The sequence below is a fragment of the Pseudomonas sp. GW821-FHT01C01 genome (genome assembly GCF_059422645.1).
Window position 1 is genome coordinate 138,918 of the sequence record NZ_JBWKXF010000003.1, and the last position, 26,548, is coordinate 165,465.

General features: G+C 60.5%; 19 protein-coding genes. 8 read left to right on the forward strand and 11 right to left on the reverse strand.

Annotated elements, in window-relative coordinates:
- Positions 1-383 precede the first annotated feature (383 nt).
- Entirely contained in the window at positions 384-1,535 is a 1,152-nt protein-coding gene (locus AC07XF_RS03265) for a M14 family metallopeptidase (protein ID WP_495025381.1), read from the reverse strand.
- Between the two features lie 478 nt (positions 1,536-2,013).
- Entirely contained in the window at positions 2,014-2,361 is a 348-nt protein-coding gene (locus AC07XF_RS03270) for a DUF6124 family protein (protein WP_204932869.1), read from the reverse strand.
- A gap of 129 nt (positions 2,362-2,490) precedes the next feature.
- On the opposite strand from AC07XF_RS03270, the gene AC07XF_RS03275 reads away from it, so the two are divergent.
- Positions 2,491-3,138, forward strand: coding sequence for a LexA family protein (locus AC07XF_RS03275; RefSeq protein ID WP_495025382.1), 648 nt, complete (start codon positions 2,491-2,493; stop codon positions 3,136-3,138).
- Between the two features lie 39 nt (positions 3,139-3,177).
- Here AC07XF_RS03275 and AC07XF_RS03280 read toward each other — a convergent pair whose 3' ends face one another.
- The 4 genes from AC07XF_RS03280 to AC07XF_RS03295 form a co-directional block, all read right to left on the reverse strand.
- Positions 3,178-5,133 (reverse strand): acetyl/propionyl/methylcrotonyl-CoA carboxylase subunit alpha, encoded by a 1,956-nt coding sequence (locus AC07XF_RS03280; protein WP_495025383.1) that lies wholly within the window; start codon positions 5,131-5,133, stop codon positions 3,178-3,180.
- Positions 5,133-5,945, reverse strand: coding sequence for a gamma-carboxygeranoyl-CoA hydratase (locus tag AC07XF_RS03285; protein WP_495025384.1), 813 nt, complete (start codon positions 5,943-5,945; stop codon positions 5,133-5,135). The genes AC07XF_RS03280 and AC07XF_RS03285 overlap by 1 nt, the downstream gene beginning before the upstream one ends.
- A gap of 132 nt (positions 5,946-6,077) precedes the next feature.
- Positions 6,078-7,685, reverse strand: a complete 1,608-nt coding sequence (locus AC07XF_RS03290; RefSeq protein ID WP_495025385.1) for a carboxyl transferase domain-containing protein — start codon at positions 7,683-7,685, stop codon at positions 6,078-6,080.
- 12 nt (positions 7,686-7,697) lie between these two features.
- A complete protein-coding gene (locus AC07XF_RS03295) occupies positions 7,698-8,861 on the reverse strand; it encodes an isovaleryl-CoA dehydrogenase (RefSeq protein WP_495025386.1) in 1,164 nt (387 codons plus the stop codon).
- A 293-nt stretch (positions 8,862-9,154) separates the two neighbouring features.
- Between AC07XF_RS03295 and AC07XF_RS03300 the strand changes: the two genes are divergently transcribed.
- Positions 9,155-10,849, forward strand: a complete 1,695-nt coding sequence (locus AC07XF_RS03300; protein ID WP_495025387.1) for an AMP-binding protein — start codon at positions 9,155-9,157, stop codon at positions 10,847-10,849.
- A gap of 669 nt (positions 10,850-11,518) precedes the next feature.
- Here the strand turns inward: AC07XF_RS03300 and AC07XF_RS03305 are convergent.
- From AC07XF_RS03305 to AC07XF_RS03315, 3 genes are all read right to left on the reverse strand, one after another.
- Positions 11,519-12,418 (reverse strand): hydroxymethylglutaryl-CoA lyase, encoded by a 900-nt coding sequence (locus AC07XF_RS03305; protein WP_495025388.1) that lies wholly within the window; start codon positions 12,416-12,418, stop codon positions 11,519-11,521.
- A 143-nt stretch (positions 12,419-12,561) separates the two neighbouring features.
- Positions 12,562-12,963, reverse strand: coding sequence for a MerR family transcriptional regulator (locus AC07XF_RS03310; protein WP_007980992.1), 402 nt, complete (start codon positions 12,961-12,963; stop codon positions 12,562-12,564).
- Between the two features lie 207 nt (positions 12,964-13,170).
- On the reverse strand, positions 13,171-14,100 hold the full coding sequence (locus tag AC07XF_RS03315; protein ID WP_007970503.1) for a LysR family transcriptional regulator: 930 nt from the start codon (positions 14,098-14,100) through the stop codon (positions 13,171-13,173).
- Positions 14,101-14,265: 165 nt separating this feature from the next.
- Here AC07XF_RS03315 and AC07XF_RS03320 point away from each other — a divergent pair, with 165 nt between their 5' ends.
- On the forward strand, positions 14,266-15,495 hold the full coding sequence (locus tag AC07XF_RS03320; RefSeq protein WP_495025389.1) for an acyl-CoA dehydrogenase: 1,230 nt from the start codon (positions 14,266-14,268) through the stop codon (positions 15,493-15,495).
- Positions 15,496-15,609: 114 nt separating this feature from the next.
- On the opposite strand, the gene AC07XF_RS03325 is transcribed toward AC07XF_RS03320, so the two are convergent.
- Both AC07XF_RS03325 and xthA read right to left on the reverse strand, forming a co-directional pair.
- Positions 15,610-16,950, reverse strand: a complete 1,341-nt coding sequence (locus AC07XF_RS03325) for a substrate-binding domain-containing protein (RefSeq protein ID WP_495025390.1) — start codon at positions 16,948-16,950, stop codon at positions 15,610-15,612.
- A 188-nt stretch (positions 16,951-17,138) separates the two neighbouring features.
- Positions 17,139-17,951, reverse strand: coding sequence for an exodeoxyribonuclease III (gene xthA / locus AC07XF_RS03330; RefSeq protein WP_495025391.1), 813 nt, complete (start codon positions 17,949-17,951; stop codon positions 17,139-17,141).
- A 296-nt stretch (positions 17,952-18,247) separates the two neighbouring features.
- Between xthA and AC07XF_RS03335 the strand changes: the two genes are divergently transcribed.
- From AC07XF_RS03335 to AC07XF_RS03355, 5 genes are all read left to right on the forward strand, one after another.
- On the forward strand, positions 18,248-18,898 hold the full coding sequence (locus AC07XF_RS03335; RefSeq protein WP_495025392.1) for a GNAT family N-acetyltransferase: 651 nt from the start codon (positions 18,248-18,250) through the stop codon (positions 18,896-18,898).
- A 65-nt stretch (positions 18,899-18,963) separates the two neighbouring features.
- Positions 18,964-20,691: an autotransporter assembly complex protein TamA gene (locus tag AC07XF_RS03340; RefSeq protein ID WP_495025393.1), complete on the forward strand. Its 1,728-nt coding sequence runs from the start codon at positions 18,964-18,966 to the stop codon at positions 20,689-20,691.
- On the forward strand, positions 20,688-24,359 hold the full coding sequence (locus AC07XF_RS03345; RefSeq protein ID WP_495025394.1) for a translocation/assembly module TamB domain-containing protein: 3,672 nt from the start codon (positions 20,688-20,690) through the stop codon (positions 24,357-24,359). The genes AC07XF_RS03340 and AC07XF_RS03345 overlap by 4 nt, the downstream gene beginning before the upstream one ends.
- 238 nt (positions 24,360-24,597) lie before the next feature.
- On the forward strand, positions 24,598-25,071 hold the full coding sequence (locus AC07XF_RS03350) for a MarR family winged helix-turn-helix transcriptional regulator (protein ID WP_495025395.1): 474 nt from the start codon (positions 24,598-24,600) through the stop codon (positions 25,069-25,071).
- Positions 25,068-26,537: an efflux transporter outer membrane subunit gene (locus tag AC07XF_RS03355; RefSeq protein ID WP_495025396.1), complete on the forward strand. Its 1,470-nt coding sequence runs from the start codon at positions 25,068-25,070 to the stop codon at positions 26,535-26,537. The genes AC07XF_RS03350 and AC07XF_RS03355 overlap by 4 nt, the downstream gene beginning before the upstream one ends.
- Positions 26,538-26,548: the final 11 nt, after the last annotated feature.

Consider the following 26,548-nt stretch of genomic DNA (forward strand, 5'->3'; position numbering starts at 1 on the left):
TGGGCAGTGTCAGCAATCCACTGCCCTGTGCACCGAAATGCAGCTTACGAGGGGATCAGCGCAGGGTATCGACCATATCGGCAATGGTGGTCAGCACATCCTTGCCCAGTTGCTTCGAACGCTTGCCCGACCAACCGGTTCAGCATGTTGCGGGGCAAGGATCGCGGTTGAAGTCTGTTCGGAACCGTGGCGAGAGAGCTTGCTCCCGTCCGACTGCGCAGCAGTCGTAAACCGGTCAAACGCGATAGGTCTGACGCACCGCGTTGAATGGGTATGGGGCTGCTCTGCAGCCCAACGGGAGCAAGCTCCCTCGCCACAGTTGAGTGCCTGGGCAGTGTCAGCAATCCACTGCCCTGTGCACCGAAATGCAGCTTACGAGGGGATCAGCGCAGGGTATCGACCATATCCGCAATGGTGGTCATTACATCCTTGCCCAGTTGCTTCGAACGCTTGCCCGACCAACCGGTTTCCGCGTTCGGATGGTCGTCGTGGTCCTTGAAGGGCATTTCCAGGGTCAACGACAGGCAGTCGTACTTCTGACCAACACTGTTGCAGGCCAGCGTCATGTTGGCCTGGCCCGGTTCGTCGCGGGTGTAGCCGTACTTGGTCTGGAAGTCTTTGGTGGTGTGCTTCAGGTGGCTGCGGAAGTGTTCTTCGAGCTTTTCGATCCGTGGTGTATAGCCTGGATTACCTTCGCAACCGGCGGTGAACACGTGAGGAATTTCCTCATCACCGTGGATGTCGAGGAACAGGTCGACGCCGTACTTTTCCATCTGCTGCTGAACGAACAGCACTTCCGGGCTGATTTCCTGGCTGGCGCTCTGCCAGGCACGATTGAGGTCCTGGCCCATGGCGTTGGTGCGCAGGTGGCCGTGGAAAGCGCCGTCCGGGTTCATGTTTGGCACCAGGTACAGGTCGGCGCTGGCCAGCAGTTTGTTCAGCACAGGGTCGTCGTGTTTTTCCAGGCGCTCGATCACGCCTTCCATGAACCACTCGGCCATGTGCTCGCCCGGATGTTGCTGGGCAATCATCCACACCTTGCGTCGGCCTTCGACCCCGGTGCCTTTGCGCAACAACTGGATGTCGCGGCCTTCGACGCTCTTGCCGGTGGTCAGCAGTTCGGTGCCGGCCTTGGTCAGCGCCTGTTCGATCAGCCAATCGTGACGGCCTCGGCTGTAGGGTTCGAAGTAGGCGAACCAGGCGTGGGTCTGCTCGGCTTCGAGGCTGAAACGCAGGCAGTCGCCTTCGAAAATGGTGGGTACGCGGAACCAGTTGACGTGATCGTAGGACGCCACTGCCTGATATCCGGTCCAGGCCTTGTTATAGGAGGATTGGCTGGCATTGTTCAGGCGAAACCAGTGCTCCTGGCCAATGTGCAAGCCGCTGGCCTTGAAGTGGAACCACTGGAAATGGGCGCTGCGGGTGTCCGGGCGAATGGCCAGAAGAGGTTTGAGCGGATCGCTGATGTCGATGACTTGGATGTTGCCGCTGTCGAAGTTGGCACTGATGTCGAAAGAGGATTTAGCCACGCTCATAATCGGGTCCTGAATATGATTTTTATGGCGGCTACTTTACACGCAAGAGTGGGGTGAAACCGAGGGAAATTGCGGGGTGCAGAGGTGGGGGCGTCCTCCTTGACGCTGTCGCAGCTTAGAGAGTGTGCGATTGATTCTCAAGTGCTATTTGTCGTCGGTCAGAACCAATGATGTCGGGCTTCTCTTGCCAACTGGCATTCTTTTGATATCATCCGCGCCATCGAATTTGCGACACCTGAAGACTTCATTAGCCTGAAGCCAAAGCCAGAAAAACTGGCAAAAAAAGACCCGGCAAAAAGCCGGGTCAAAAACCGTGATTAGCCTGATGAGGAGATAGTCCAGGAGACCGACCTAAGGTCATCTGGTCCATCGACTGATCTCGCGACCAGCTGATGCAATAGTAATCATTCTCGTTTGCAAGTCAAACGATTTTACCTGCGCGATAGGAAAATTCTTTCCTGTCCTCTCGTTTGCGTTCTCATCTCAAACCGTTTTCATAGCCTTCCAGCGATCGATCAACCATCGCCCTGGCCATGTCGATCATGTGCACCGTCGAAAACGCCAGGTCGCGACTTGCGCCTTGCAGGTGATTGGCTGACTCGTACGCGGTGGCGGCAGCACAGCGCAACAGGTCCGAAGCATGGACCAGCGCCTCTTCGCCCTTGATGTTGCGGTTCACATCAAAAAAACGCGGCTCGACCACTTCCTCTGAAACAGCTGGTTTCAAGTAATAATCCAGCGCGCGTTGTGCCGCCGCTGAGTCCAGGGGTGAGGTGAGGGTGGTGTCGATTTGCATGTCCGGCAGGTCGTTGGGGGGTATGTTCATGGCGATGACTAGCTCCGTGTTAGATTCAGATCCGTGAATCGATCCTAGTACGAAGTGTATTTGTGACGATAATTTAAATACTACAATTTGTGTTTTGATGGCCGGAGTCGCCCACGTATCGTGCCGCACATGGATAAATGGATTGAATTGGTCAAGGCCAAGATGAGTGAACTCAAAATCACTCAAGAGATACTCGCCGAGCGCCTCGGGATGTCCCAGGGTGGCATTGGCCACTGGCTCAACAAACGTCGTGAGCCCGGCATCGAAGACATGAACCGTGTCCTGCGGGCACTGGGTCTTGAGTTTCTCGAAGTGGCGCTGGTGATCCGGGAACCGCAGGCGTCAACGGACGACGAAATCCCCCTGGCACAGAAGTACAACCCGTACTTCCGCTACCCGGTCAGTGACTGGCGTGAACCTGCCGAAGTGCGCGATGGCGAGGTCGCGGTGTATGGGAAAGGGCATTTCGAATTGTCCGACTATCACGCCCGGGGGCCGGCGTTCTGGTTGCGAGTGGCAGGCGATGCGATGACCGCACCCAATGGCATCAGCATCCCGGAAGGCATGTTGATCCTGGTGGATCCGGCCGTTGAAGCCGTGCCTGGCAAGCTGGTCATTGCCCAGTGGCCGGACAGCGCCGAAGCCACGTTCCGCAAGTTCATCGAAGAGGGCGGGCAGCGTTATCTGGTCCCGCTCAATCCGACGTATCCGAAAGCCTTGTACACCGAAGAGTGCCGAATCATCGGCGTGGTGGTTCAGGCAACAGCCAGGTTCTGATCAGATCGGTCCTCGCAGCGCGTAGGACCGATCTTCATTTCACGCTTCTTCCAGTTCGACCAGTGCACTGCCTTCGCTGACCATCTCGCCTTCCTGGCAATACAGCGCCTTGATCACCCCGGCGTGGGGCGCACGGATGCTGTGTTCCATCTTCATCGCTTCCAGTACCACCAATTGCGCCCCGGCTTCGACCGATTGTCCGGCCTCCACCAACACGCGGACGATGCTGCCGTTCATAGGGGCGGTCAGCCCGCCATGATGGCTGTGGCTGGCCTCGACGGCGCTGATCGGATCGTAAGACTCGATGCGATGCAACTCGCCATCCCACTGCAAATACACATGGTCGCCACGGCGTATTGCACGGTGTTGACGGCGCACGCCAGCGTGCTCGGTCAGCAGTTGCTCGCCCTTGAACCGAGCGCTGTGGGCATTGATGTCGCCCAGCGTCAGCGCCCGGTCCTGGCCTTCACAACTCAGGTGAAGGGTGATTTCCCTCGGCAAGCCAGCACGCAGCCCACTAGGCGCCGCCCACGGCGAACTCGGGTCATCGGCGCGGGTTGCAGGGGGCTGGCTCTGGGCAAACGCCTGGGCGGCTGCTTGCCAGAAATCATCGCTGAGTTCCGAGGGGGCTGGCAGCAACTGTTCCTGATAACGCGGAATGAAGCCGGTATCCAGTTCGGCAGCGGCAAATGCCGGGTGACCGATGATGCGCCGCAGGAAATTGATGTTGGTCTTCAACCCGCCGATGGCGAATTCGTCGAGCATGCTCAGCAGGCGCAAACGCGCCTGTTCACGGTCCTCGCCCCAGGCAATCAATTTGCCGAGCATCGGGTCGTAGAACGGTGAGATCTCGTCGCCTTCTTCAACACCGCTGTCGACTCGACGCCCCGGCCCCTGGGCGGATTCGCGATAGAGTTCGAGACGACCGGTCGCCGGCAGGAAATCATTGCCCGGATCTTCGGCATACAGTCGCACTTCAATCGCGTGTCCCACCAGCGGCACCTGATCCTGAGTCATCGGCAGTGCTTCGCCGCGGGCCACGCGAATCTGCCAGGCCACCAGATCGAGGCCGGTAATGGCTTCGGTGACCGGGTGTTCGACTTGCAGGCGGGTGTTCATCTCCATGAAGAAGAACTCGCCCCGCGCATCCAGCAGAAACTCCACGGTGCCGGCACCGACATAACCGATGGCCTGCGCCGAACGCACGGCGGCTTCACCCATGGCGCGCCGCAGCTCCGGGCTCAGGCCGGGCGCTGGTGCTTCTTCGACGACTTTTTGGTGACGACGCTGAATCGAGCAGTCACGTTCGTTGAGGTACAGGCAGTTGCCGTGTTGGTCGGCGAACACCTGGATTTCCACGTGGCGTGGCTTGAGCAGGTATTTCTCCACCAGCATCCGCGAGTCGCCGAACGACGATTGCGCTTCACGCTGGGCCGAGGCCAGGGCTTCGGCCAGTTGGCTGACGTCCTCGACCACTTTCATGCCTTTGCCGCCGCCACCTGCGGTGGCCTTGAGCAGCACCGGGTAGCCGATACGTTCGCAGGCGGTGCGGAAGGTTTCGAGGTCCTGGGCTTCGCCGTGATAACCGGGCACTAGCGGCACGCCAGCGGTTTCCATCAAGGCTTTGGCGGCGGACTTGCTGCCCATGGCATCGATGGCCGAGGCGGGTGGGCCGAGGAAAATCAGACCGGCGTTTTCGATGGCGCGGGCGAATCCGGCGTTCTCCGACAGAAAGCCGTAGCCGGGGTGAATCGCCTGGGCGCCGCTGGCTTTGGCAGCGGCAATCAGTTTGTCGATCTGCAGATAGCTGTCGGCGGCTTTGCTGCCACCGAGGTCGACACGAATGTCGGCTTCGCGGCTGTGTCGGGCGTCACGGTCGGTGGCGCTGTGCACGGCCACGGTGGTCAGGCCCAGGGCCTTGGCGGTGCGCATCACCCGGCAAGCGATTTCGCCACGGTTGGCCACCAGCAGGGTAGTGAGGACAGGTGCGCTCATCAACGGGGCTCCTTGGTGGTTTCGGCTTGCCAGTTCGGCGGACGTTTTTGCAGGAAGGCGCGCAAGCCTTCCTGGCCTTCAGGACTGACGCGGATGCGGGCGATGGCGTTTTCGGTGTAGCGGCGCAGTGCCGGGGTCAACGAGCCGTCGCCGACTTCACGCAGCAAGTCCTTGCTGACGCGCATCGCGGCGGGGCTGTTGAGCAGCAGATTGTCGATCCACTGTTCGACTTTCTGTTCCAGTTCGGCACTCGCATAACTCTCCGACAACAATCCGATTTCCCGTGCCCGTTGCCCGCCGAAGCGCTCAGCGGTCAAGGCATAGCGACGTGCAGCGCGCTCGCCAATGGCTTGCACCACGAACGGGCTGATTACCGCCGGCGCCAGGCCGATGCGCACTTCCGACAGACAGAACTGCGCGTCATCGGTGCCGATGGCCATGTCGCAGCAACTGATCAGGCCCAGTGCGCCACCAAAGGCTGCGCCTTGCACCACTGCCAGCGTCGGGACTTTCAGTTTGGCCAGGTTATACATCAACTCCGCCAGTTCCCGGGCGTCATCGAGGTTGGTGGCGTAATCAAGCTCGGCCGATTGCTGCATCCAGGCCAGGTCGGCGCCGGCGCTGAAATGCTTGCCGCGCCCACGCACGATCAGAAATCGCAGGCTGGCATCGCTCGCGACTTTGTCGAGGGCGAGGATCAGTTCGCGGATCATTTCGGCATTGAAAGCGTTGTTCTTTTCTTCACGGCTGAGCCAGAGAGTCGCAAAACCCCTTGGATCGGTCAGCAGTTCGAGGGTGTTGAAGTCGCTCATATTCGTCCGTCTCCACGGCTCTTGTGTAGGAGCGAGCTTGCTCGCGATGGGCTACAGGGCGGCGCGTTTTTTCAGAAAACACGCGTTATCGTTAACGTCCATCGCGAGCAAGCTCGCTCCTACAACAAAAAATCACATCCGGAACACGCCGAAGCGGCTCGGTTCGATTGGCGCGTTCAACGACGCGGACAGGGCCAGGGCCAGTACGTCGCGGGTCTGGGCCGGGTCGATGACACCGTCGTCCCACAGACGCGCGCTGGAATAGTAGGGGTGACCCTGTTCTTCGTACTGGTCGAGGATCGGTTGCTTGATCTCGGCTTCCTGCTCGGCGCTGAAACCCTGACCGCTGCGTTCGGCCTGTTCGCGCTTGACCTGCACCAGCACGCCGGCAGCCTGTTCGGCGCCCATCACGCCAATGCGCGCATTCGGCCACATCCACAAAAAGCGCGGATCGTAGGCGCGGCCGCACATGCCGTAGTTACCGGCGCCGAAACTGCCGCCAATGATCACGGTGAACTTCGGCACCTTGGCGCAGGCCACGGCCGTCACCAGTTTCGCGCCGTGCTTGGCGATGCCGCCGGCTTCGTACTTCTGGCCGACCATGAAGCCGGTGATGTTCTGCAAGAACAGCAGGGGGATGCCGCGCTGGCAAGCCAGTTCGATAAAGTGCGCGCCTTTCTGCGCAGCCTCGGCGAACAGGATGCCGTTGTTGGCAAGGATCGCGATCGGGTAACCGTGCAGGTGGGCAAAACCGCACACCAGTGTGGTGCCGAACAGCGCCTTGAACTCATCGAACACCGAACCGTCCACCAGTCGCGCGATGACTTCGCGGACATCGAACGGCTGCTTGGCGTCGGCCGGGACCACGCCGTACAACTCGTCACTGCTGTAGAGCGAGGCGATCGGAGTGCGTTGCTGAACCTCACCTTGCTTGCGCCAGTTGAGGTTGGCGATGCTGCGGCGGGCCAGGGCCAGGGCGTGTTCGTCACTTTCGGCGTAGTGGTCGGCCACCCCGGAAATCTTGCAGTGCACATCGGCCCCGCCGAGGTCTTCGGCGCTGACGACTTCACCGGTCGCGGCTTTCACCAGCGGCGGACCGGCGAGGAAAATGGTTGCCTGATTGCGCACCATGATCGCTTCGTCGGCCATGGCCGGCACATAAGCGCCACCGGCCGTGCAGGAGCCCATGACCACGGCGATTTGCGGGATGCCCAGGGCGCTCATGTTGGCCTGGTTGAAGAAGATCCGCCCGAAGTGCTCGCGGTCCGGAAACACTTCATCCTGACGCGGCAGGTTGGCACCGCCCGAATCCACCAGATAGATGCACGGCAGGCGATTCTGCTGGGCGATGGTCTGGGCACGCAGGTGTTTTTTTACGGTCAGGGGGTAGTACGATCCGCCTTTTACGGTGGCATCGTTGGCGACGATCATGCATTCGACGCCTTCCACACGGCCGATTCCGGCAATCACGCCAGCCGCCGGAACATCCTCGCCATACACCGCGTAAGCCGCCAGTTGGCTGATTTCCAGAAACGGTGAGCCCGGATCCAGCAAACAGTTGATGCGCTCGCGAGGCAGCAATTTACCTCGCGAGGTGTGGCGTTCCTGAGCCTTCGGCCCGCCACCCTGCGCCACTTGGGCGAGCAGGGTGTGCAGGGCGTCGACTTGTTTGAGCATCGCCGCGCTGTTGGCCGCGAACTCCGCTGAACGGGGGTTGAGCTGGGTATGCAGGGTAGCCATGGACAGCTCCGTTTAGCGGGTTTCGTTGAACAGTTCGCGACCGATCAGCATGCGACGGATCTCACTGGTGCCCGCGCCGATTTCGTACAGCTTGGCGTCACGCAGCAGACGACCGGCGGGGAATTCATTGATGTAGCCGTTGCCACCGAGAATCTGGATCGCGTCGAGGGCCATTTGAGTGGCGCGTTCGGCGGTGTAGAGGATCACTCCGGCGGCGTCCTTGCGCGTGGTTTCGCCGCGCTCGCAGGCTTGGGCGACTGCATAAAGGTAGGCACGGCCGGCGTTGAGTTGGGTGTACATGTCGGCGACTTTGCCCTGGATCAGCTGGAATTCGCCGATGCTCTGGCCGAACTGCTTGCGGTCATGGATGTACGGCACGATCAGGTCCATGCACGCCTGCATGATCCCGGTCGGGCCGCCGGAGAGCACGACGCGCTCGTAGTCGAGGCCGCTCATCAGCACTTTCACACCACCGTTGAGCACGCCGAGGATGTTTTCTTCCGGCACTTCGACGTCATCGAAAAACAGCTCGCAGGTGTTCGAACCGCGCATGCCGAGCTTGTCGAATTTGTTGCTGCGGCTGAAGCCTTTCCAGTCGCGCTCGACGATGAAGGCGGTAATGCCGTGCGGGCCTTTTTCCAGGTCAGTCTTGGCGTAGATCACGTAGGTGTTGGCGTCCGGACCGTTGGTGATCCAGGTTTTGCTGCCGTTGAGCACGTAGTGATCGCCGCGTTTATCGGCGCGCAGTTTCATCGACACCACGTCGGAACCGGCATTCGGCTCGCTCATGGCCAGGGCGCCGATGTGTTCGCCACTGATCAGTTTCGGCAGGTATTTGGATTTCTGTTCGTGGTTGCCGTTGCGGTTGATCTGGTTGACGCACAGGTTGGAGTGCGCGCCGTAGGACAGGGCCACCGAGGCCGAGCCACGGCTGATTTCTTCCATCGCCACCACGTGGGCCAGGTAACCCAGGCCGGCGCCGCCGTATTCTTCCGGTACGGTGATGCCCAGCAGGCCCATGTCGCCGAATTTGCGCCACAGGTCGGCGGGGAACAGGTTGTCGATGTCGATCTGAGCGGCGCGCGGGGCGATCTCTTTGGCGACGAAGGACTGAACCTGATCGCGCAGCATGTCGATGGTTTCACCGAGGGCAAAGTTCAGGGATGGATAGCTCATGGGTCACCTTTTGGCTTTTTTGTCGGGTGGGGAGGGCCGTGATTCGGTTCTCACCTTTACGTTAACGTAAGCCTGTGACGAATGGCTGTCAATCACCCTTTACGTTAACGTCAACTTGAGCGAGAGTAGAGCCAGTTCAAGATAGAACGCGGACCCATTCTGTGGGAGCGGGCTTGCTCGCGAAGGCGTCCTGTCAGTCGACATTCATGTTGTCTGATACGTCGCTTTCGCGAGCAAGCCCGCTCCCACAAGAGACCGCTGGTAGCCCATAAATAAAGACAATAGGGGTCGTCATGGATCAACCCAGTGCAAGCCCGCAACGCAGTTACACCCGTGGTTCCCAGGATAAAGCCTTGCTGGCGATGACCATCGGCCAGGCTTTCGACAACACGGTCGCACAGTACCCGGACGGGGAGGCGCTGGTGGTGCGCCATCAACAGCTGCGTTACACCTGGCGGCAATTGGCCGAGGCTGCGGACCTGCACGCCAGAGCACTGCTGGCACTGGGGCTGCAGGCCGGGGACCGCCTCGGCATCTGGGCGCCGAACTGCGCGCAGTGGTGCATCAGCCAGATTGCCACCGCGAAGATTGGCGTGATCCTGGTCAACATCAATCCGGCCTACCGCAGTTCCGAACTTGAATACGTGTTGAAGCAATCCGGTTGCCAATGGCTGGTGTGTGCCGGGGCTTTCAAGACTTCGAACTATCACGCGATGCTGCAAGGCCTGGTGCCGGAGCTGGCCGAGCAATCCATCGGCCAGTTGCACAGCGAGCGGCTGCCGGAGTTGCGTGGCGTCATCAGCCTGGATACGCAGCCGCCATCGGGGTTCCTGCCGTGGTCGCAACTGGCCGACCTGGCGGGCAGCGTCACGGTCGGGCAATTGCATGAACGCCAGGACAGCCTGCATTTCGATCAGCCGGTGAATATCCAGTACACCTCCGGTACTACCGGTTTTCCCAAGGGCGCGACCCTCAGTCACTACAACATTCTCAATAACGGTTACATGGTCGGCGAAAGCCTGGGGCTGACGGCGGCCGATCGACTGGTGATCCCGGTGCCGCTGTATCACTGCTTCGGCATGGTCATGGGCAACCTCGGCTGCATCACCCATGGCAGCACGATGATTTACCCGAACGACGCATTCGATCCGTTGCTGACCCTCGGCGCCGTGGCGCAAGAAAAAGCCACGGCGCTGTACGGCGTACCGACCATGTTCATCGCCATGCTCGATCAACCACAACGTGCCGGGTTCGACCTGTCGACCCTGCGCACCGGGATCATGGCAGGCGCAACCTGTCCTATCGAAGTGATGCGCCGGGTCATCAGCGAAATGCACATGAGCGAAGTGCAGATTGCCTACGGCATGACGGAAACCAGTCCGGTGTCGTTGCAAACCGGTCCTGCAGACGATCTGGAGCTGCGCGTGACCACCGTCGGCCGCACTCAGCCGCAGCTTGAAAGCAAGATCATCGACGAAGCGGGCAACCTGGTGCCGCGCGGCACCATCGGTGAGCTGTGCACCCGCGGTTACAGCGTGATGCTCGGTTACTGGAACAACCCCGAAGGCACGGCAGAAGCCATCGATCAGGCAGGCTGGATGCACACCGGTGATCTGGCGAGCATGAATGATGAGGGTTACGTGTGCATTGCCGGGCGCAACAAGGACATGATCATCCGTGGCGGTGAGAATATTTACCCGCGGGAGCTGGAGGAGTTCTTCTTTACCCACCCAGCCGTGGCCGACGTGCAGGTGATCGGTATCCCGTGCTCGCGATATGGCGAAGAGATCGTCGCCTGGATCAAGTTCCACCCCGGCCACAGCGCCACCGAGCAAGAGTTGCAGTCCTGGTGCAAGGAGCGCATCGCGCACTTCAAGACGCCGCGTTACTTCAAGTTCGTCGAGGAGTTTCCGATGACCGTGACCGGCAAGATCCAGAAATTCCGCATGCGCGAGATAAGCATCGCGGAGCTCAAAGCGAAACTGTAGGAGCTGGCTTGCCAGCGAAGGCGGTTGCACATCCAACATGGAGGTTGGCTGATCCACCGCCTTCGCGAGCAAGCCCGCTCCCACAGTTTTGATCGAGGAAAACCAGAACGCCAGACAGCACAAAGGGGAGCCGAAGCTCCCCTTTAATTTGTCGTTGCGCGTGCTCTTTTTTTATTATTGAGGGGCGGTCTGTTTTTGTTTTTGGCAACCGTTGCCCTTTACTGCTGTTTTTGGTGATCCCCATCCGGGATCAAGAGCAAACGTATTTTTTTGAGCGCTGATCTACTTTCTCGCTGAGCGATCCAACCAGTTCGGGAGCTACCTGAAGGTAGTTTTATTGTTCTCTGCCCGGTTGCGGGTAACTCCGAAAAGCACCCTGAAAAGCACATCTTCTCCAAAAAAATCTGTTAGCTGCGTCTCTGCCGTGTTGTTTTTGTTATGTCAGAGTCGTTACGTCTTGTTTTTATTAGGTTTGCTGCAATTTTTTTATTCTTGTTGTGCGATAGAGATAGCAGGAGCCGTGCCAACTTTTTAAAAGCCTTTAAAATCAACGGTTTGGAGTTTTGTAGGGTTTTTCGCCTCAGGCAAAACCCTACATTTTGTTTCCGTGTTACTCGCTTGCGCCCACGTTTGTGTCCATGCGGTAACACCTGGACACACACAGCGCACTTACGGTGTGCAGCGGGCCTTGGCCACGCGGGAACCGGTAGGGCGACCCAGTACGGTGCAAATCTGCTGTCCGGCGAGCATCAGTGCGTCGAGGTCGATTCCGGTATCGATGCCCAGGCCGTTGAGCAGGTAAACCACGTCTTCGGTCGCGACGTTACCGCTGGCGCCCTTGGCATAGGGGCAGCCGCCGAGACCGGCAATGGAGCTGTCGAACACCGAGATGCCTTCCAGCAGGCTGGCGTAGATGTTGGCCACAGCCTGGCCGTAGGTGTCGTGGAAGTGCCCGGCGAGTTTTTCCCGGGGCACATCCTTTGATACCACTTCAAACATTTTCCGAGTTGCGCCAGCGGTGCCGGTACCGATGGTGTCCCCCAGCGATATCTCATAGCAGCCCATGGCATAGAGCTCGCGGGCGACCATGGCGACCTGCTCCGCAGCGACGTTACCTTCATAGGGGCATCCCAGCACACACGACACGTACCCGCGCACGGTAACCCCATGTTGTCTGGCGGCCTCCATGATTGGTGCGAAACGCTCCAGGCTTTCGCTGATCGAGCAATTGATGTTGCGCTGGGAAAACGCTTCGGACGCCGCCGCGAACACGGCCACTTCCTTGACCCCGGCGGCGAGGGCATCTTCGAAACCGCGCAGATTGGGTGCCAGCGCACCATAGACCACACCCGGTTTGCGCTGTATCTGCGCGAAGACCTCGGCTGAACCGGCCATCTGCGGCACCCACTTGGGCGAAACAAAACTGCCGACTTCTATATAGCCGAGCCCGGATGCGGTCAGTGCATCGACCAGCTGCACCTTGTCGCTAACACTGATGGGTTGGGCTTCATTCTGCAGACCGTCGCGTGGGCCGACTTCGACAATGCGTACGTGGGTGGGGAGGGACATGGGATTCACCTGAATTGATGGGTGAGCGGTGATCTACTGTGGGAGCGGGCTTGCTCGCGAAGGCGCCAGGTCAGTCGACATCAGTGTTGAATGACAAACCGCTTTCGCGAGCAAGCCCGCTCCCACAGTGGATCTTCGTATGGTTATTGAATCGATTCCTGGCTTTTGAGGGTCTGCTCCAGCGCCTGCACGCAGCGCTCTTCGGCAGTATCCAGTTCCAGTTTCATCTGCTCGATGTCCAGCAACTGCTGTTCAAGTTGCTCACGGCGCTCGCTGATTTTCGCCAGCATGCTGTGCAGTTGCTTGGTGTTACCGCTGGACGGGTCGTAGAGCTCGATCAGCTCGCGGCATTCAGCCAGCGAGAAACCGATGCGTTTGCCCCGCAGGATCAGCTTCAGGCTGACCTTGTCGCGGGGCGAGTAAATGCGTTCCTGGCCACGACGCTCGGGGCTGAGCAGGCCTTGCTCTTCATAAAAGCGAATGGCGCGGGTGGTGATGTCGAGCTCGCGGGCGAGGTCGGAAATGCTGTAGGTCTGGCTGCTCATGGAAGCGCTCGCAAAAGGTCATGGCGCTAAGCTAATGGCAGGTTGACGTTTACGTCAAGGGGCGCGAACTTTCAGTGTTTTTGCTGGCCCCTTCGCGAGCAAGTCCGCTCCCACAGGGATCTGTGCAGGGCACAAGAATTGTGTCCACTGAAGATCCAATGTGGGAGCGGGCTTGCTCGCGAAGAACGATACCGCGGTGTAACGCCCTTACACTTTCTCGAGCTTTTTCTCCTGCGCCGTCACCTGCTGGCACAACTCGATCATCTGCTCGCGCATCCAGCGGTTCGCCGGGTCCTGATCAGTGCTTTCGTGCCAGTAAAGGTGCGTTTCCACCGGCGGCACATCGTTGACCGGCAGATAAAAGGCGTGCAGGTCGTTGCGGCGGGCGAAGCGTTCCGGCACGGTCATGACCATGTCTGTCTGCTGCAACACCTGCGAGGCCATCAGGTAATGCTGGGAACGCAGGGCGATCTTGCGCTGGATGCCCATCTTGCCCAGTGCCAGGTCGACATAACCGAGGCCGCTGCGGCGGCTGGAAATATGGATGTGGGTCAGGCTCAGGTAATCATCCAGCGTGAGTTTCTCTTTGCCTGCCAGCGGATGCCCCTTGCGCATGGCGCACACGTAGCGGTCTTCCATCAATTTGACGTGACGCACCTGCGGGTCGGTGTTGAGCGGCGCATCGACCGCAAAGTCGAGGCGGCCGGCCGCCAGTTCCTTGGTGGTTTCACGGCGTTTGGACAGAAAACTTTCGATGATCACCGTCGGCGCCAGGCGGCGCAGGCGCTGGAACAGCGGCGGCAGGATCACCGCTTCGGTGAGGTCGGTCATGCTGATGCGGTAGGTCTTGACCGCCTGCTGCGGGTTGAAGATGCGGCTTTCCTGCACCGACACGCGCAGCAGCGACAGCGCGTTGCGCACTGGGCCGATGATGTTCTGAGCCATGGGCGTCGGCACCATGCCCTGGGCAGTGCGTACGAACAGCGGATCGTTGAAGGTCTCGCGCAACCGGGCCAGAGCGTTCGACACCGCCGGTTGGGTGATGCCGACAATCTGCCCGGCGCGGGTCAGGTTGGCTTCGGTGTAGATCGCGTCGAAGACGATGAAAAGGTTGAGATCGACCTTGCTCAGATTCATTACGCGGCTCTCTTATTGTGTGGGCGGGCTGACCTTGACGATCAGTCGATCATATATCGGTGATGAATGTTTATACACGCCGAGAATAGGCTAGGTAAATTTTCATGGCTGTTCTAGCATCGATTGCATGATCTAAACAACCTCCCCCAAGAAGGTATCTTGCTCATGGATTTCGCTTATTCGCCCAAGGTTCAGGAACTGCGTGAGCGCGTGACTGCGTTCATGGACACCTACGTTTATCCCGCCGAACCCGTGTTCGAGCGCCAGGTCGCCGAGGGCGATCGCTGGCAACCGACCGCGATCATGGAAGAACTCAAACTCAAGGCCAAGGCTGAAGGGCTGTGGAATTTGTTTCTGCCTGAGTCTGAGCTCGGTGCCGGCCTGACCAACCTCGAATACGCGCCGCTGGCGGAAATCATGGGCCGCTCACTGCTGGGGCCCGAGCCGTTCAACTGCTCGGCACCGGACACCGGCAACATGGAAGTGCTGGTGCGTTACGCCAACGAAGAGCAGAAACAACGCTGGCTCGAACCGTTGCTGCGCGGCGAGATTCGCTCGGCATTCGCCATGACCGAACCGGATGTCGCGTCCTCCGACGCCACCAACATGGCCGCCCGTGCGGTACGCGATGGCGACGAGTGGGTGATCAACGGTAAGAAATGGTGGACCTCGGGTGCTTGCGACCCGCGCTGCAAAATCCTGGTTTTCATGGGGCTGAGCGATCCGGACGGGCCACGTCACGCCCAGCACTCGATGATTCTGGTGCCGGTGGACACCCCCGGGGTAAAAATCCTGCGTCCGCTGCCGGTGTTCGGCTATGACGACGCTCCTCACGGTCACGCCGAAGTGCTGTTCGAAAACGTCCGGGTACCATACGAAAACGTCCTGCTGGGCGAAGGACGCGGCTTCGAAATCGCTCAAGGTCGCCTTGGCCCGGGCCGGATTCACCACTGCATGCGTTCGATCGGCATGGCCGAGCGTGCGTTGGAACTGATGTGCAAGCGCTCGGTGAGCCGTACGGCATTCGGCAAGCCCCTGGCACGGCTGGGCGGCAACGTCGACAAGATCGCCGACTCGCGGATGGAGATCGACATGGCGCGCCTGCTGACACTGAAGGCGGCGTACATGATGGACACGGTCGGCAACAAAGTGGCCCGTAGCGAGATCGCGCAGATCAAGGTCGTCGCGCCAAACGTTGCGTTGCGAGTGATCGATCGGGCGATCCAGATCCATGGCGGGGCAGGGGTTTCCAACGATTTCCCGCTGGCCTACATGTACGCGATGCAGCGCACCCTGCGCCTGGCCGACGGCCCGGACGAAGTGCACCGCGCGGCGATCGGCAAATTCGAAATCGGCAAATATGTGCCGAAAGAGATGATGCGCAGCGGGCAGTAAGACCGCGGCGCCTGCCATTCGCGAGCAAGCCCGCTCCCACAGGTTCAGTGTGATCCCTGTGGGAGCGGGCTTGCTCGCGAAGGCGTCATTCCATCCAGTGCAGCAACATCAGCTTCAATACACCCAAACCTCAACCCGCCGATTTTTGATCCGCCCCTCATCGGCGCTATTGGCTGCCACCGGCATTTCGGCGCCAAACCCGTGAATCTCGCGAAACACCACGCCGCTCTTCACCAACTCCCGCCGCACTGCCATGGCTCGCAATTTCGACAACAGGTCGGCGCGCGCCGGGTCACTCTTGGCATCGCCAAACCCCACCAGCGAGACCTGTCCTTCGGTTTTGCCGTGCTGCTTTATATAGTCGAGCACCCGCCACAGGTCTTGTCGGGCCTTGTTGTCCAGGCTGGCGCTGCCTTCCTCGAAGCGGAAGTTCACCGACAGCCGTTGAGCATGTCGACTCAGCGCCTGATAACCCTCGGGCATCAACGCATTGGGGGCAACGGCCATGGCCTGGACGGTTTGGGCAATAAAGCCGTTGGCAGCCACAATGGCCTGGCCGTTAGCGCTTTGGGCAAAGGCCACCAGGGCATCGGCCCAGGGATTTTTCCCGTTGGGCGGCAGGTAGAAGAACAATCGACGGGACAGCGGATAGTCTTCCGTGGCAATCAGGCTGTTGAGCGGCAGCATGGCTTGCGATTGACCGTCGACAATGGCCACGGCCTTGGCCTGGCGCACGTAGGGCAAACCGATGAAACCGATGCCTTGCGGGTCTGCGCTGACCGCATCGGACAGTTGTTCGCTGGACTCGAAGCGTTTCGCCGTGCTGCCGAGGGTTTTCCCACGACCACTGAGGACCAGTTCCTTGAAGGTGTCGTAGGTCCCGGACTGATCATCCCGCGCATACAGATGAATCGGTCCTCCACGGCCACCGATGTCTTCCCAGGTTTTTACTTCGCCACTGAAAATGCGCGCCAGTTGCACGGTGTCGAGTTGGTTCAGCGGATTGTCCGGGTGAAGGATGATCGCCAGGCCATCGATGGCGATGACCTGTTCGGCGCCTGGGCTTTTCAGGTCTCCGAGGGATTGCAGGCTGGCCAGTTCGCTGTCCTTGATCGGGCGCGACGAGGCGACAAGATCGGCGCTGGCGGCTTTGAGCGCAGTGAAACCGGTGCTGGAACCATGGGCTGCCACCTCCACCACGACCCGACGACCCTGAACGGTTTCACCGACAATGCGCAGTTCGTTGGCGGTATCCAGTGTTTCGCGGTGAATCCTGCGCAGACCCTGTTCGCTCAGCAGGCCCTCGACCAGCGCCGGTCCCAATGCCGCGCCGATGGTGTTGGAGCCCTGAATGCGCAGCACCGGGCCGTGTTCGGGTGTCGGTAATCCACCGGCCGAAGCCATCTGCGGCAAGCCCAAGCACAGCATCAACAGGAACAGCACGCGCAGCATCATGCCGGCACCTTACATAGCCAAAGGAGGTGTCGGGAGATTAAGTCAGTAAGGTTTCCGAAAAATGACACTTTCTGATGCGGGAGCGGGCTTGCTCGCGAAAGCGTCGGATCAGTCGACACATGTATTGACTGAAACACCGCTTTCGCGAGCAAGCCCGCTCCCACATTGGTGTTGCGTACGTCTCGGGATCAGCTCAACTCAAGCCAGATCGGCGCATGGTCCGAAGGTTTTTCCATGCCGCGCAGTTCGTAGTCCACACCGGCGGCCTTCACCCGCGGCAGCAAGCCGTTGGAGGCGAGGATCAGGTCGATGCGCAGGCCACGCTTGGGTTCGTCTTCGAAACCACGGCTGCGGTAGTCGAACCAGCTGAAGGTGTCGGTGACGTCCGGGTTCAGGTGGCGGAAACTGTCCACCAGGCCCCAGTTCTTCAGGCGCGCCATCCACTCGCGTTCCTCCGGCAGGAAGCTGCATTTACCGGTCTTCAGCCAGCGCTTCATGTTGTCCGGGCCGATACCGATGTCGCAGTCTTCGGGGGAAATGTTCACATCGCCCATCACCACCAGCGGCTGATCGTTCTTGAATTGGCTTTCCAGCAGTTGCTGCAAATCGCTGTAGAAGCGTTCCTTGGCCGGGAATTTGGTCGGGTGGTCGCGGCTTTCGCCTTGTGGAAAATAGCCGTTCATGATGGTCACCGGCACGCCGTTGGCGTCGGCGAAGGTGCCCCAGATGAAACGCCGCTGGGCATCTTCTTCGTCGGTGGCGAAACCCTTGTGCAGGGCCAACGGCTCCTTGCGCGACAGCAGGGCGACGCCGTAATGACCCTTTTGCCCATGGAAATACACGTGATAACCCAGGGCCTGAACCTCGGCCAACGGGAATTGCTCATCGTGGACCTTGGTTTCCTGCAAGCCGATCACATCGGGCTGGTGCTTTTCGATCAGCGCCGCCAGCTGATGGGGACGAGCGCGCAGCCCGTTGATGTTGAAGGAGACGATCTTCATGGTCGGCAGTCCTGGCAAAAGGGCGATGCTAGCTGACATGTGGGAATCGGGCCAGTGTGGGGTGAGAGGATTCGATTTTGCCAGTCAGCCTTGTGTGGGCAGTGATGGCCTCTTCGCGAGCAAGCCCGCTCCCACAGGTTATGAGCCTGCCTTTGCTTTTGTGGGAGTGGGCTTGCTCGCGAAGGCGATTTCATTGCCTACACTCATTTCGGATCTGTAAGGAATTGTGTCAGTGCCGATCAGCTCGTAACAACAAGAGCGCAGCCACCCGAGCTGTGCCGGGGAGATCAACCGTCATGCCCGAAACCTCGACCGCCATCGCCGATATTCACATGCTCGACAGCGGCTACGCCCGCGAAGCGCGTTCGTTGTTGTACCAGGCTTATCGACACGAGCCGACCTTCGGCTATTTGTTCGAAGCCGAACGCCCCGGTTACGAACAGCGGGTTCGCGCCACCGTGCGTGAACTGGTGACCCAGCATTTTCTCCAGGACTTGCCGGCCATCGGCCTGCTGGTCAACGACCGTCTGATCGGCATCGCCCTGATCGCACCGCCGCAACGTCGTCTTGGCGTTACCGAAAGTTGGGCCTGGCGCCTGCGCATGGTGCTCAGTACGGGGTTTCGCTGCACCCGTCGCTACCTTGAATATCATGCTGCCGTGGAGGGCTGCGTGCCGAACGACTCGGTGCACGTCCTGCCGTTGCTGGGGGTTCATCCGCAGTTCCAGGGCAAACACTTCGGCGAGCAATTGTTGCAGGCCGTGCACAACTGGTGCGCCGTGGATGAAAACTCACAGGGTGTGATCCTCGACACCGGGAATCCGCGTTATCTGGAGTTCTACAAGCGTCAGGGCTACGAGGAAATTGGTGAGGTCGCCGTAGGACCGATTCGCGAGCACGTGTTTTTTCACCCCAATCCCCAGGTGTTGCACACCGCAACGGCCTGAATGGCGAACTTTCCTTGCGTGCCAGGCTCTATCACGCTCTCAAGCTCGTGATAGCATCCGCGCCTATGAAGTTTCCAGGAAGAATTACCAGCGGTGTGCTGATGCTGATGACCAGCTGCACAGCGCTGGCACAAAGTGAATTGGATGTACGGATCAAACCGTCCAATGATGAGCTGAAGGCCAATATAGAGGGCTATATCGGCAGCCTCGGCGATCGTGACGAAGAAGCCTTGCTGCGCTTCAGCCGTGGCGCCGAAGAACAGGCGCGCAAGGCCGCCCAGGCCTTGGGTTATTACCAGCCGCACATCGATAGCGAGGTGAAGGGCGGCAAGGACCCGCGCCTGGTGCTGACGGTCGACCCCGGTGAGCCGGTGCATTTGCGCAATGTCACGGTGCGGGTCGACGGCCCGGCCGCCTCCCTCAAATCCTTTCGAGTCCCCAAAAGCGATGCGCTCAAGTCCGGCGCCGTGCTCAATCATGGTCATTACGAGGACGCCAAGCGCCTGATCCAGAATCAGGCCTCGCGATATGGCTTTTTCAGCGGCCATTTCACCCGTTCAAAATTGTCGGTCGACCCGCGTGCCGGCGTCGCCGATATCGAGCTGATCTATGAAAGTGGTCCGCGTTATACCTTGGGCAAGGTCAGTTTCGAGGGCGATACGCCGTTCGATGACGAGTTGCTGCAACGCATGGTGCCATTCAAGGCCGGTACGCCGTACGACTCGGAATTGATCGCCGAACTCAATCAGAACCTGCAATCCAGTGGTTACTTCGAAGGCGTGCGGGTGGACGCGGCGCCCGCGGCGTCCAAAGAGAATGCGATCCCGGTGGACGTCAAACTCGACACCCGCAAGCCCCGGACCATGGGCCTGGGTCTGGGTTTCTCCACCGACGTCGGCCCACGGGCCAAGGCCAACTGGACCCGCCACTGGGTCAACGCGCAAGGGCACAGTTACGGCTGGGAGACCGAAGTCTCGGCGCCTCGGCAAAACGTCGGGCTGTTCTACGACATTCCGCTGGATCCGCCGCTGACCGACAAACTGCGTTTTGCCGGCGGCTATCAGAATGAAGACATCGCCGGCACCGACACCCACAGCAAGTTGCTGACCCTAGGCCCCGAATGGCACAGCAAGTTGCCCAGCGGCTGGCAGCGGGTGGTGTCGCTCAAGTGGCAGCGCGAGGATTATCAGCTCGGCGACGACTCGGGACTCAGTAATCTGCTGATGCCCGGTGTGAACTACTCGTACCTCAAAAGCGACAACCGCATCGACCCGCATAACGGCTATCGGCTGCAATTCGAATCCAAAGTGGCCAAGGAAGGTTTGGGTTCCGACAGCAATCTGGTCTACGGCACGGCATTGGTCAAAGGCCTGACCACGGTGTTCGACAACCACCGTTTCCTCGGGCGCGTGCAGGTCGGCGGCAGCGCCACCAACGGCTTCAAATCGGTGCCGCCATCGTTGCGCTTCTTCGCCGGTGGCGATCAGAGCGTGCGCGGTTACGACTATCAGAGCCTGTCCCCGGAAAACTCCGACGGTGACCGCATCGGTGGCCGCTACATGGTCGCCGCCAGCGCGGAGTATCAGTATTCCATCGCCGAAAAATGGCGGATCGCGACCTTTGTCGACCAGGGCAACTCCTTCAATACACTCGAACTGCCGAACCTCAAGACCGGCGTTGGTATCGGCCTGCGCTGGGTATCGCCGGTGGGGCCGATCCGCCTCGACCTGGCCCATGCGCTGGACGACGATGGCGGCATTCGACTGCACTTTTCCATGGGGCCCGAGCTGTGAAGCGTGGTTTGAAAGTAACGCTGTTGGCGATTCTGGCGCTGTTGATGCTGGTGGTCCTGACGCTGGCCACGGTGCTGGGTACGGCGACGGGCAGCCGCTGGGCGTTGGGGTTTGTGCCGGGTTTGAACCTGGAAAACTTCCAGGGCCGGCTGGGCGGGCAGTGGAGTGCCGACCGGGTGTTGTGGCAGCAGGACACCAGCCGGGTTGAACTGAACAAGGTGATTTTCGCCTGGTCGCCGTTGTGCCTGACCCGCATGACCTTGTGCATCGAGCAATTGCAGGCCGATCAGGTCAGCCTGACGTTCCCGCCGGGTACCGATGAGCCAGACAGCGGTCCGATAACGCTCCCGGAGCTCAAGTTACCGTTGGCCATCGAGCTGGGGCAGATCAAGGTCGGTCGCCTGCTGTTCAACGGCAGCGAAGAACTCAAGGGGCTGCAACTGGCGGCGCACTGGACGGCGGTCGGTTTGAAGATCGACGCGGTATCGTTACAGCGCGATGACCTGAGCCTGAATCTGTCCGGCCTGTTGCAACCGAGCGGCAACTGGCCGCTCAGCGCCGAAGGTAAGCTGACCCTGTTGTCGACGCCTGAACCCTTGGCGCTGGCGTTGAAGATCGACGGCGACCTGCTGAAAACCCTGAACCTGAAGGCCGACAGCAGCGGTTACCTCAACGGGCAACTGACCGGCGAACTGCAACCGCTGGTGGAAAACCTGCCAGCCAAAGTGCGGATCACCGCTGATGGCTTCAAGCCCAGTGCCGATCTGCCGGACACCCTGCAACTCAATCAACTGGAGCTCACCGGCGCTGGCGACTTGAAGAACGGCTACGCGCTGTTCGGCCAGGCCACGTTGCCCGCCGAGCAAGGGCCCGTCGCCTTGGCACTGCAAGGCAAGGTCGATGCCAAGGGCGCGCAGATCGCCGCGCTGGACCTGATCGCCAACGACAAGCAAAGCCTCAAGCTCACCGGGCTGGTGGACTGGAGCAAAGGCCTGAGCGCCGAGGCGAAAATCGACTGGCTGGATTTCCCGTGGCACAGGCTCTATCCGCTCATCGACGAACCGCAAGTAGCGCTTCGCACCTTCACCGGCGAAGTCTCCTACACCGACGGTAAATATCTCGGTCACTTCGATGCGGCCATGGATGGTCCGGCCGGCGCCTTCACCCTGGCCAGCCCTTTCGCTGGCGACCTGACGAAAATCTACCTGCAACAGATTCAACTCCAGGCCGGGCAGGGCAAGGCCGAAGGGCACCTGAACCTGCAATTCGCCGACGGCATTGCCTGGGACACTGCGCTGGACTTGTCGGCAATCAACCCGGCGTACTGGGTCGCGGAGCTGCCGGGTACGCTGGCCGGCCCGCTGCGCAGCCAGGGCGAGATGAAGAACGAAACGCTCAGCCTCAATGCCGACCTGGACCTCAAAGGCAAACTGCGCGGTCAACCGGCAGTGATCCAGGCCAAGGCCGATGGCAGCGGCGAGCGATGGAACCTCAATGCCCTGCAAGTTCGCCTCGGCGACAACAGCATCAGCGGCAAAGGTAGCCTGCAACAAAAACTCGTTGGGCAGATCGATCTCAAGCTGCCGCGCCTGGCCCAGCTCTGGCCACAACTGCGCGGCCAGCTCAATGGCCGCGTGGATGTCGCCGGCACGCTCAAGGCGCCGCAAGGCAAGCTTGACCTGCAAGGTTCGCAACTGGCCTTCCAGGACAATCGCCTGCAAAGCCTGAACCTGGACGCCACCCTGGACAGCGCACAACGAGCAAAAATCGACCTCAAGGGCAGCGGCATCCGGGCGGGCGACACTTCACTGGGAGCGCTGACCGCCAGCGGCCAGGGCGACATAAAAAACCAGAAGCTGAACCTCGACCTGCAAGGACCGCAGCTGAAACTCGCGCTTGGGCTGGACGGTGCGCTGGACCAAGGCAACTGGCGCGGACGCCTGGCCAGCGGTGATATCCAGGCCGGTGGCCAGGACTGGAAGCTGCAAGGGCCGGCGAAACTCGAACGCCTGGCGGACGGCAAAATCAACTTTGGCGCCCATTGCTGGGCATCCGGCCAGGCCAGCCTGTGCGGCGAAGATTCGCGCCTGATGCCCGAGCCGAAGCTGCGTTATCACCTCAAGCAATTCCCGATCGACAGCCTCGCCCAATGGTTGCCGAAGGATTTTGCCTGGCAGGGCCGCCTTAATGCCGACCTGCAACTGGACCTGCCGGCCAGTGGCCCGAACGGCCAGATCAGCGTCGATGCCGGCGGCGGCACGTTGCGCATCAAGGAAAAAGACCAGTGGCTGGACTTCCCGTACCAGACCCTGAAACTCACCAGCAAGCTCACGCCCAAACGCATCGACACCGAGCTCAACTTCGTCGGTGGCAAACTCGGCGAACTGATGGTCCAGGCGCAGCTCAATCCGTTGCCGAAGAACAAACCGTTGAGCGGCTCATTCCGCTTGAGCGGGCTGGACCTGTCGGTGGCGCGGCCATTCGTGCCGATGGTCGAGAAGCTGAGCGGTCGCTTGAATGGCAGCGGTACGATCGCTGGCGGTCTATTGGCACCGCAGGTCAATGGCAGCCTGCAACTCAGCGATGGCGTGATCTCTGGACCGGAACTGCCGATGGAGCTGCAAAACCTGCACCTTCAAGCGCTCATCGCCGGTGAAAGCGTACAACTGAACGGCGGCTGGAACAGCGGCAAGGCCGGGCAGGGCCGCTTGAACGGCAACATCGCCTGGGGACAGGCGCTGGTGGTGGACCTGGCACTCAAGGGTTCGCAGTTGCCGGTCACCGTTGAGCCTTACGCCAAGCTGGAAGTCGCACCGGACCTGAAAATCTCGATGAAGGGCGACGAGTTGGCCATCGCCGGTAAAGTGCTGGTGCCCAAGGGCGAAATCACCATTCGTGAGTTGCCTCCGTCGACAGTCAAGGTCTCCGATGACACGGTGATCGTCGGTCAGCAGACCGAGGAGGGCAAGCCACCGCTGGCGATGAAGATGGACATCGAAGTGGTGGTCGGCGAGGACAAGCTGAGCTTCGCCGGGTTTGGCCTGACCGCGAATGTGCAGGGGCATGTGCACGTCGGCGACAACATGGACACCCGCGGCGAGCTGTGGCTCAACGACGGGCGATATCGCGCCTACGGCCAGCGGCTTTCGGTGCGCCGGGCGCGCTTGCTGTTTGCCGGTCCCATCGATCAGCCGTACCTGGACATCGAAGCCATTCGCAAGACGGATGACATCATCGCCGGCATCCGCCTGAGCGGCAGCGCCGAGCAGCCGACCACGCAGATCTTCTCCGAACCGGCCATGAGCCAGGAGCAAGCCCTGTCCTATCTGGTGCTCGGGCGTCCGCTGAGCAGCAATGGCGAAGACAACAACATGCTCGCCCAAGCAGCCCTCGGTCTGGGCTTGATGGGCAGCTCCGGGGTCACCAGCGGTCTGGCCAAGAACCTGGGGATCCAGGACTTCCAGCTCGACACCCAGGGCAGCGGCAACACCACCAGCGTGGTGGCCAGCGGCAACCTGTCCGAGAAGCTCAGCCTGCGCTATGGCGTTGGCGTGTTCGAGCCGGCCAACACCATTGCCTTGCGCTACAAGCTGAGCAAAAAGGTTTACCTCGAAGCCGCTGGCGGCGTCGCCAGTTCGCTGGACATCTTCTACAAGCGGGATTTCTAACCCCCCCCGCTTCCTCTTTAAACCGAGCCGCATTCTTCGCTGGCAAGCCAGCTCCTACAGGGATCACATGCACCTGTAGGAGCTGGCTTGCCAGCGAAAGCGCCCGTGTGGGCAGCACAAACCCCGACACCATTTATCAACTATTTACCAAGCGTGCTAACTATTGCGTTGACATTCGCTGCCTAGGCAGTAACATCTCGACATACATTCCCTGCCTAGGCAGTTAATTGGTGGTCAGATGAAACATTTCTCTCCAGACGATTTCCACAATTGCCATCTCGGCCTGCTGCTCGGGCGCGCTGCGCTGCTCAAGGACCGGATCATCGATACCCACATGGAACCCCACGGCATCACCGCCGCGCAGTTCAAGGTGTTGATCATCATGGCCCAGTACGGCGTCGACTCGCCGGGCGAGTTGTGCCGTCACCTGTCCCTGGACAGCGGCTCGATGACTCGCATGCTCGATCGTCTGGAACAGAAAGGTTTCCTCGCCCGCCAACGCTCCGAGGCGGATCGCCGCCAGGTGCAGCTTGTACTCACGGAAGAAGGGCAAAAGCTCGCCGGGCTGTTGCCGCACATCGGCGCCGAAGCCATGAATGAACTGGCCGGTGCCATCACTCCGGAAGAGCTGAAAACCCTGGAGATGATTCTGAAGAAGATTTTGGTAGCAGCCGGTGACTCGATCACGCTGCTGCGGGTAGGTGACAAATGAGCAGTAAACCCTTGCGTACCGGCCTGAGCCTGGTGCTGTTGGCCATGAGCCTGGCCGGTTGCGCCAGCTACAGCGGCCTGAAAACCGAAGGTGTCAGCCTCGACGCGAAAAACCTCAAGGCCGGGCAATCCCTCGGCGGCGTGACGTTGTCGCCGGCTGCCTGGCCGAAAAGCGACTGGTGGAAAAGCCTTGGCGACCCGCAACTCGACGGTCTGATCCGCGAGGCCCTGCGCGACAGCCCGGACATGCAAATCGCCGACGCCCGTGCCCATCAGGCCAGCGCTGCGGCCTACGCCGCCGACGCCGAGCGGATGCCGACCCTGGATGCCAGCGCCGGTGTCAGCCGCTCGCGCCTGGCCCGGGACCAGGACCCGCGCGGGCAGGGCGATGCTTACGCCACCATTCGCAACATCAGCACCAGTTTCAACTACAACTTCGACCTGTGGGGCGGTCAGCGCGATGCCTGGGAAGCCGCCCTGGGCCAGGCCCGTGCTGCCGAAGTCGACCAGCAGGCCGCGCAGCTGACACTGGCCGCCGACGTCGCCCGTGCCTACAGCGATCTGGGGCAGGCGCATATCGTCTATGACCTGTCCAACGAAGACCTCAAGCGCACCCGGCAAATGCTCGACCTGAGCCAGCGGCGCCTGACTGCCGGGATCGACAGCCAGTACCAGTTCCAGCAGACCGAAAGCCTGGAAGCCACCTCCCAAGCCAATTTGATCGACGCTGAAAAGCGCCTGAACAGCGCAAAGATCGCCCTTGCGGTGCTGCTCGGCAAAGGCCCGGACCGCGGCAATGAAATTGCCCGCCCGAACATTCTTCAACCGAGCGCGGTAGCGCTACCTTCGGTGTTGCCGGCCGAACTGCTCGGGCGTCGCCCGGACCTGGTGGCTGCGCGCTGGCGGGTCGAGGCGGCGAGCAAAAGTATCGACGCCGGCAAGACCCGGTTCTATCCCAACTTGAACCTCAGCGCCGCTGCCGGTGCCGAATCCTTGTTGGGCGATGCGATGTTTGGTTCGGCCAGCCGCTTCTTCAACATTGCACCGACGATCTCTGTGCCGATTTTCGACGGTGGCCGCTTGCGCGCCGACCTCGATTCGCGTGACGCCGATTACGACCTCGCCGTGGCGCAGTACAACAAAAGCCTGGTGAAGGCGCTGGGGGATGTCAGTGACAGCATCAACCAGTTGCGTGATGTCGGCCGGCAGATTGCTGCCCAGCAGCACGCCACCGACATCGCCCAGGATTCCTACAACACCGTGGTCCAGCGTTACGGTTCCGGCATCGGCAACTACCTGGACGTGCTCAGCATCGAGCAGCAATTGCTCCAGGCCCAGCGTCAGCTGGCCAACCTGAATGCCGAGCAGATCGACCTGTCGATCCAACTGATGCAGGCGCTGGGCGGCGGTTTCCAGCCTGAGGCCATTGCCTCGGCCAACGCCACGCCAGCCACGCTGACCCACTAATTCAAGGTACT

Bases quoted from the DNA above. Each gene is read 5' to 3' on its own strand.
- AC07XF_RS03265 (WP_495025381.1), bottom strand. From the start codon at position 1,535: ATGAGCGTGGCTAAATCCTCTTTCGACATCAGTGCCAACTTCGACAGC.
- AC07XF_RS03270 (WP_204932869.1), bottom strand. From the start codon at position 2,361: ATGAACATACCCCCCAACGACCTGCCGGACATGCAAATCGACACCACC.
- AC07XF_RS03275 (WP_495025382.1), top strand. From the start codon at position 2,491: ATGGATAAATGGATTGAATTGGTCAAGGCCAAGATGAGTGAACTCAAA.
- AC07XF_RS03280 (WP_495025383.1), bottom strand. From the start codon at position 5,133: ATGAGCGCACCTGTCCTCACTACCCTGCTGGTGGCCAACCGTGGCGAA.
- AC07XF_RS03285 (WP_495025384.1), bottom strand. From the start codon at position 5,945: ATGAGCGACTTCAACACCCTCGAACTGCTGACCGATCCAAGGGGTTTT.
- AC07XF_RS03290 (WP_495025385.1), bottom strand. From the start codon at position 7,685: ATGGCTACCCTGCATACCCAGCTCAACCCCCGTTCAGCGGAGTTCGCG.
- AC07XF_RS03295 (WP_495025386.1), bottom strand. From the start codon at position 8,861: ATGAGCTATCCATCCCTGAACTTTGCCCTCGGTGAAACCATCGACATG.
- AC07XF_RS03300 (WP_495025387.1), top strand. From the start codon at position 9,155: ATGGATCAACCCAGTGCAAGCCCGCAACGCAGTTACACCCGTGGTTCC.
- AC07XF_RS03305 (WP_495025388.1), bottom strand. From the start codon at position 12,418: ATGTCCCTCCCCACCCACGTACGCATTGTCGAAGTCGGCCCACGCGAC.
- AC07XF_RS03310 (WP_007980992.1), bottom strand. From the start codon at position 12,963: ATGAGCAGCCAGACCTACAGCATTTCCGACCTCGCCCGCGAGCTCGAC.
- AC07XF_RS03315 (WP_007970503.1), bottom strand. From the start codon at position 14,100: ATGAATCTGAGCAAGGTCGATCTCAACCTTTTCATCGTCTTCGACGCG.
- AC07XF_RS03320 (WP_495025389.1), top strand. From the start codon at position 14,266: ATGGATTTCGCTTATTCGCCCAAGGTTCAGGAACTGCGTGAGCGCGTG.
- AC07XF_RS03325 (WP_495025390.1), bottom strand. From the start codon at position 16,950: ATGATGCTGCGCGTGCTGTTCCTGTTGATGCTGTGCTTGGGCTTGCCG.
- xthA (WP_495025391.1), bottom strand. From the start codon at position 17,951: ATGAAGATCGTCTCCTTCAACATCAACGGGCTGCGCGCTCGTCCCCAT.
- AC07XF_RS03335 (WP_495025392.1), top strand. From the start codon at position 18,248: ATGCCCGAAACCTCGACCGCCATCGCCGATATTCACATGCTCGACAGC.
- AC07XF_RS03340 (WP_495025393.1), top strand. From the start codon at position 18,964: ATGAAGTTTCCAGGAAGAATTACCAGCGGTGTGCTGATGCTGATGACC.
- AC07XF_RS03350 (WP_495025395.1), top strand. From the start codon at position 24,598: ATGAAACATTTCTCTCCAGACGATTTCCACAATTGCCATCTCGGCCTG.
- AC07XF_RS03355 (WP_495025396.1), top strand. From the start codon at position 25,068: ATGAGCAGTAAACCCTTGCGTACCGGCCTGAGCCTGGTGCTGTTGGCC.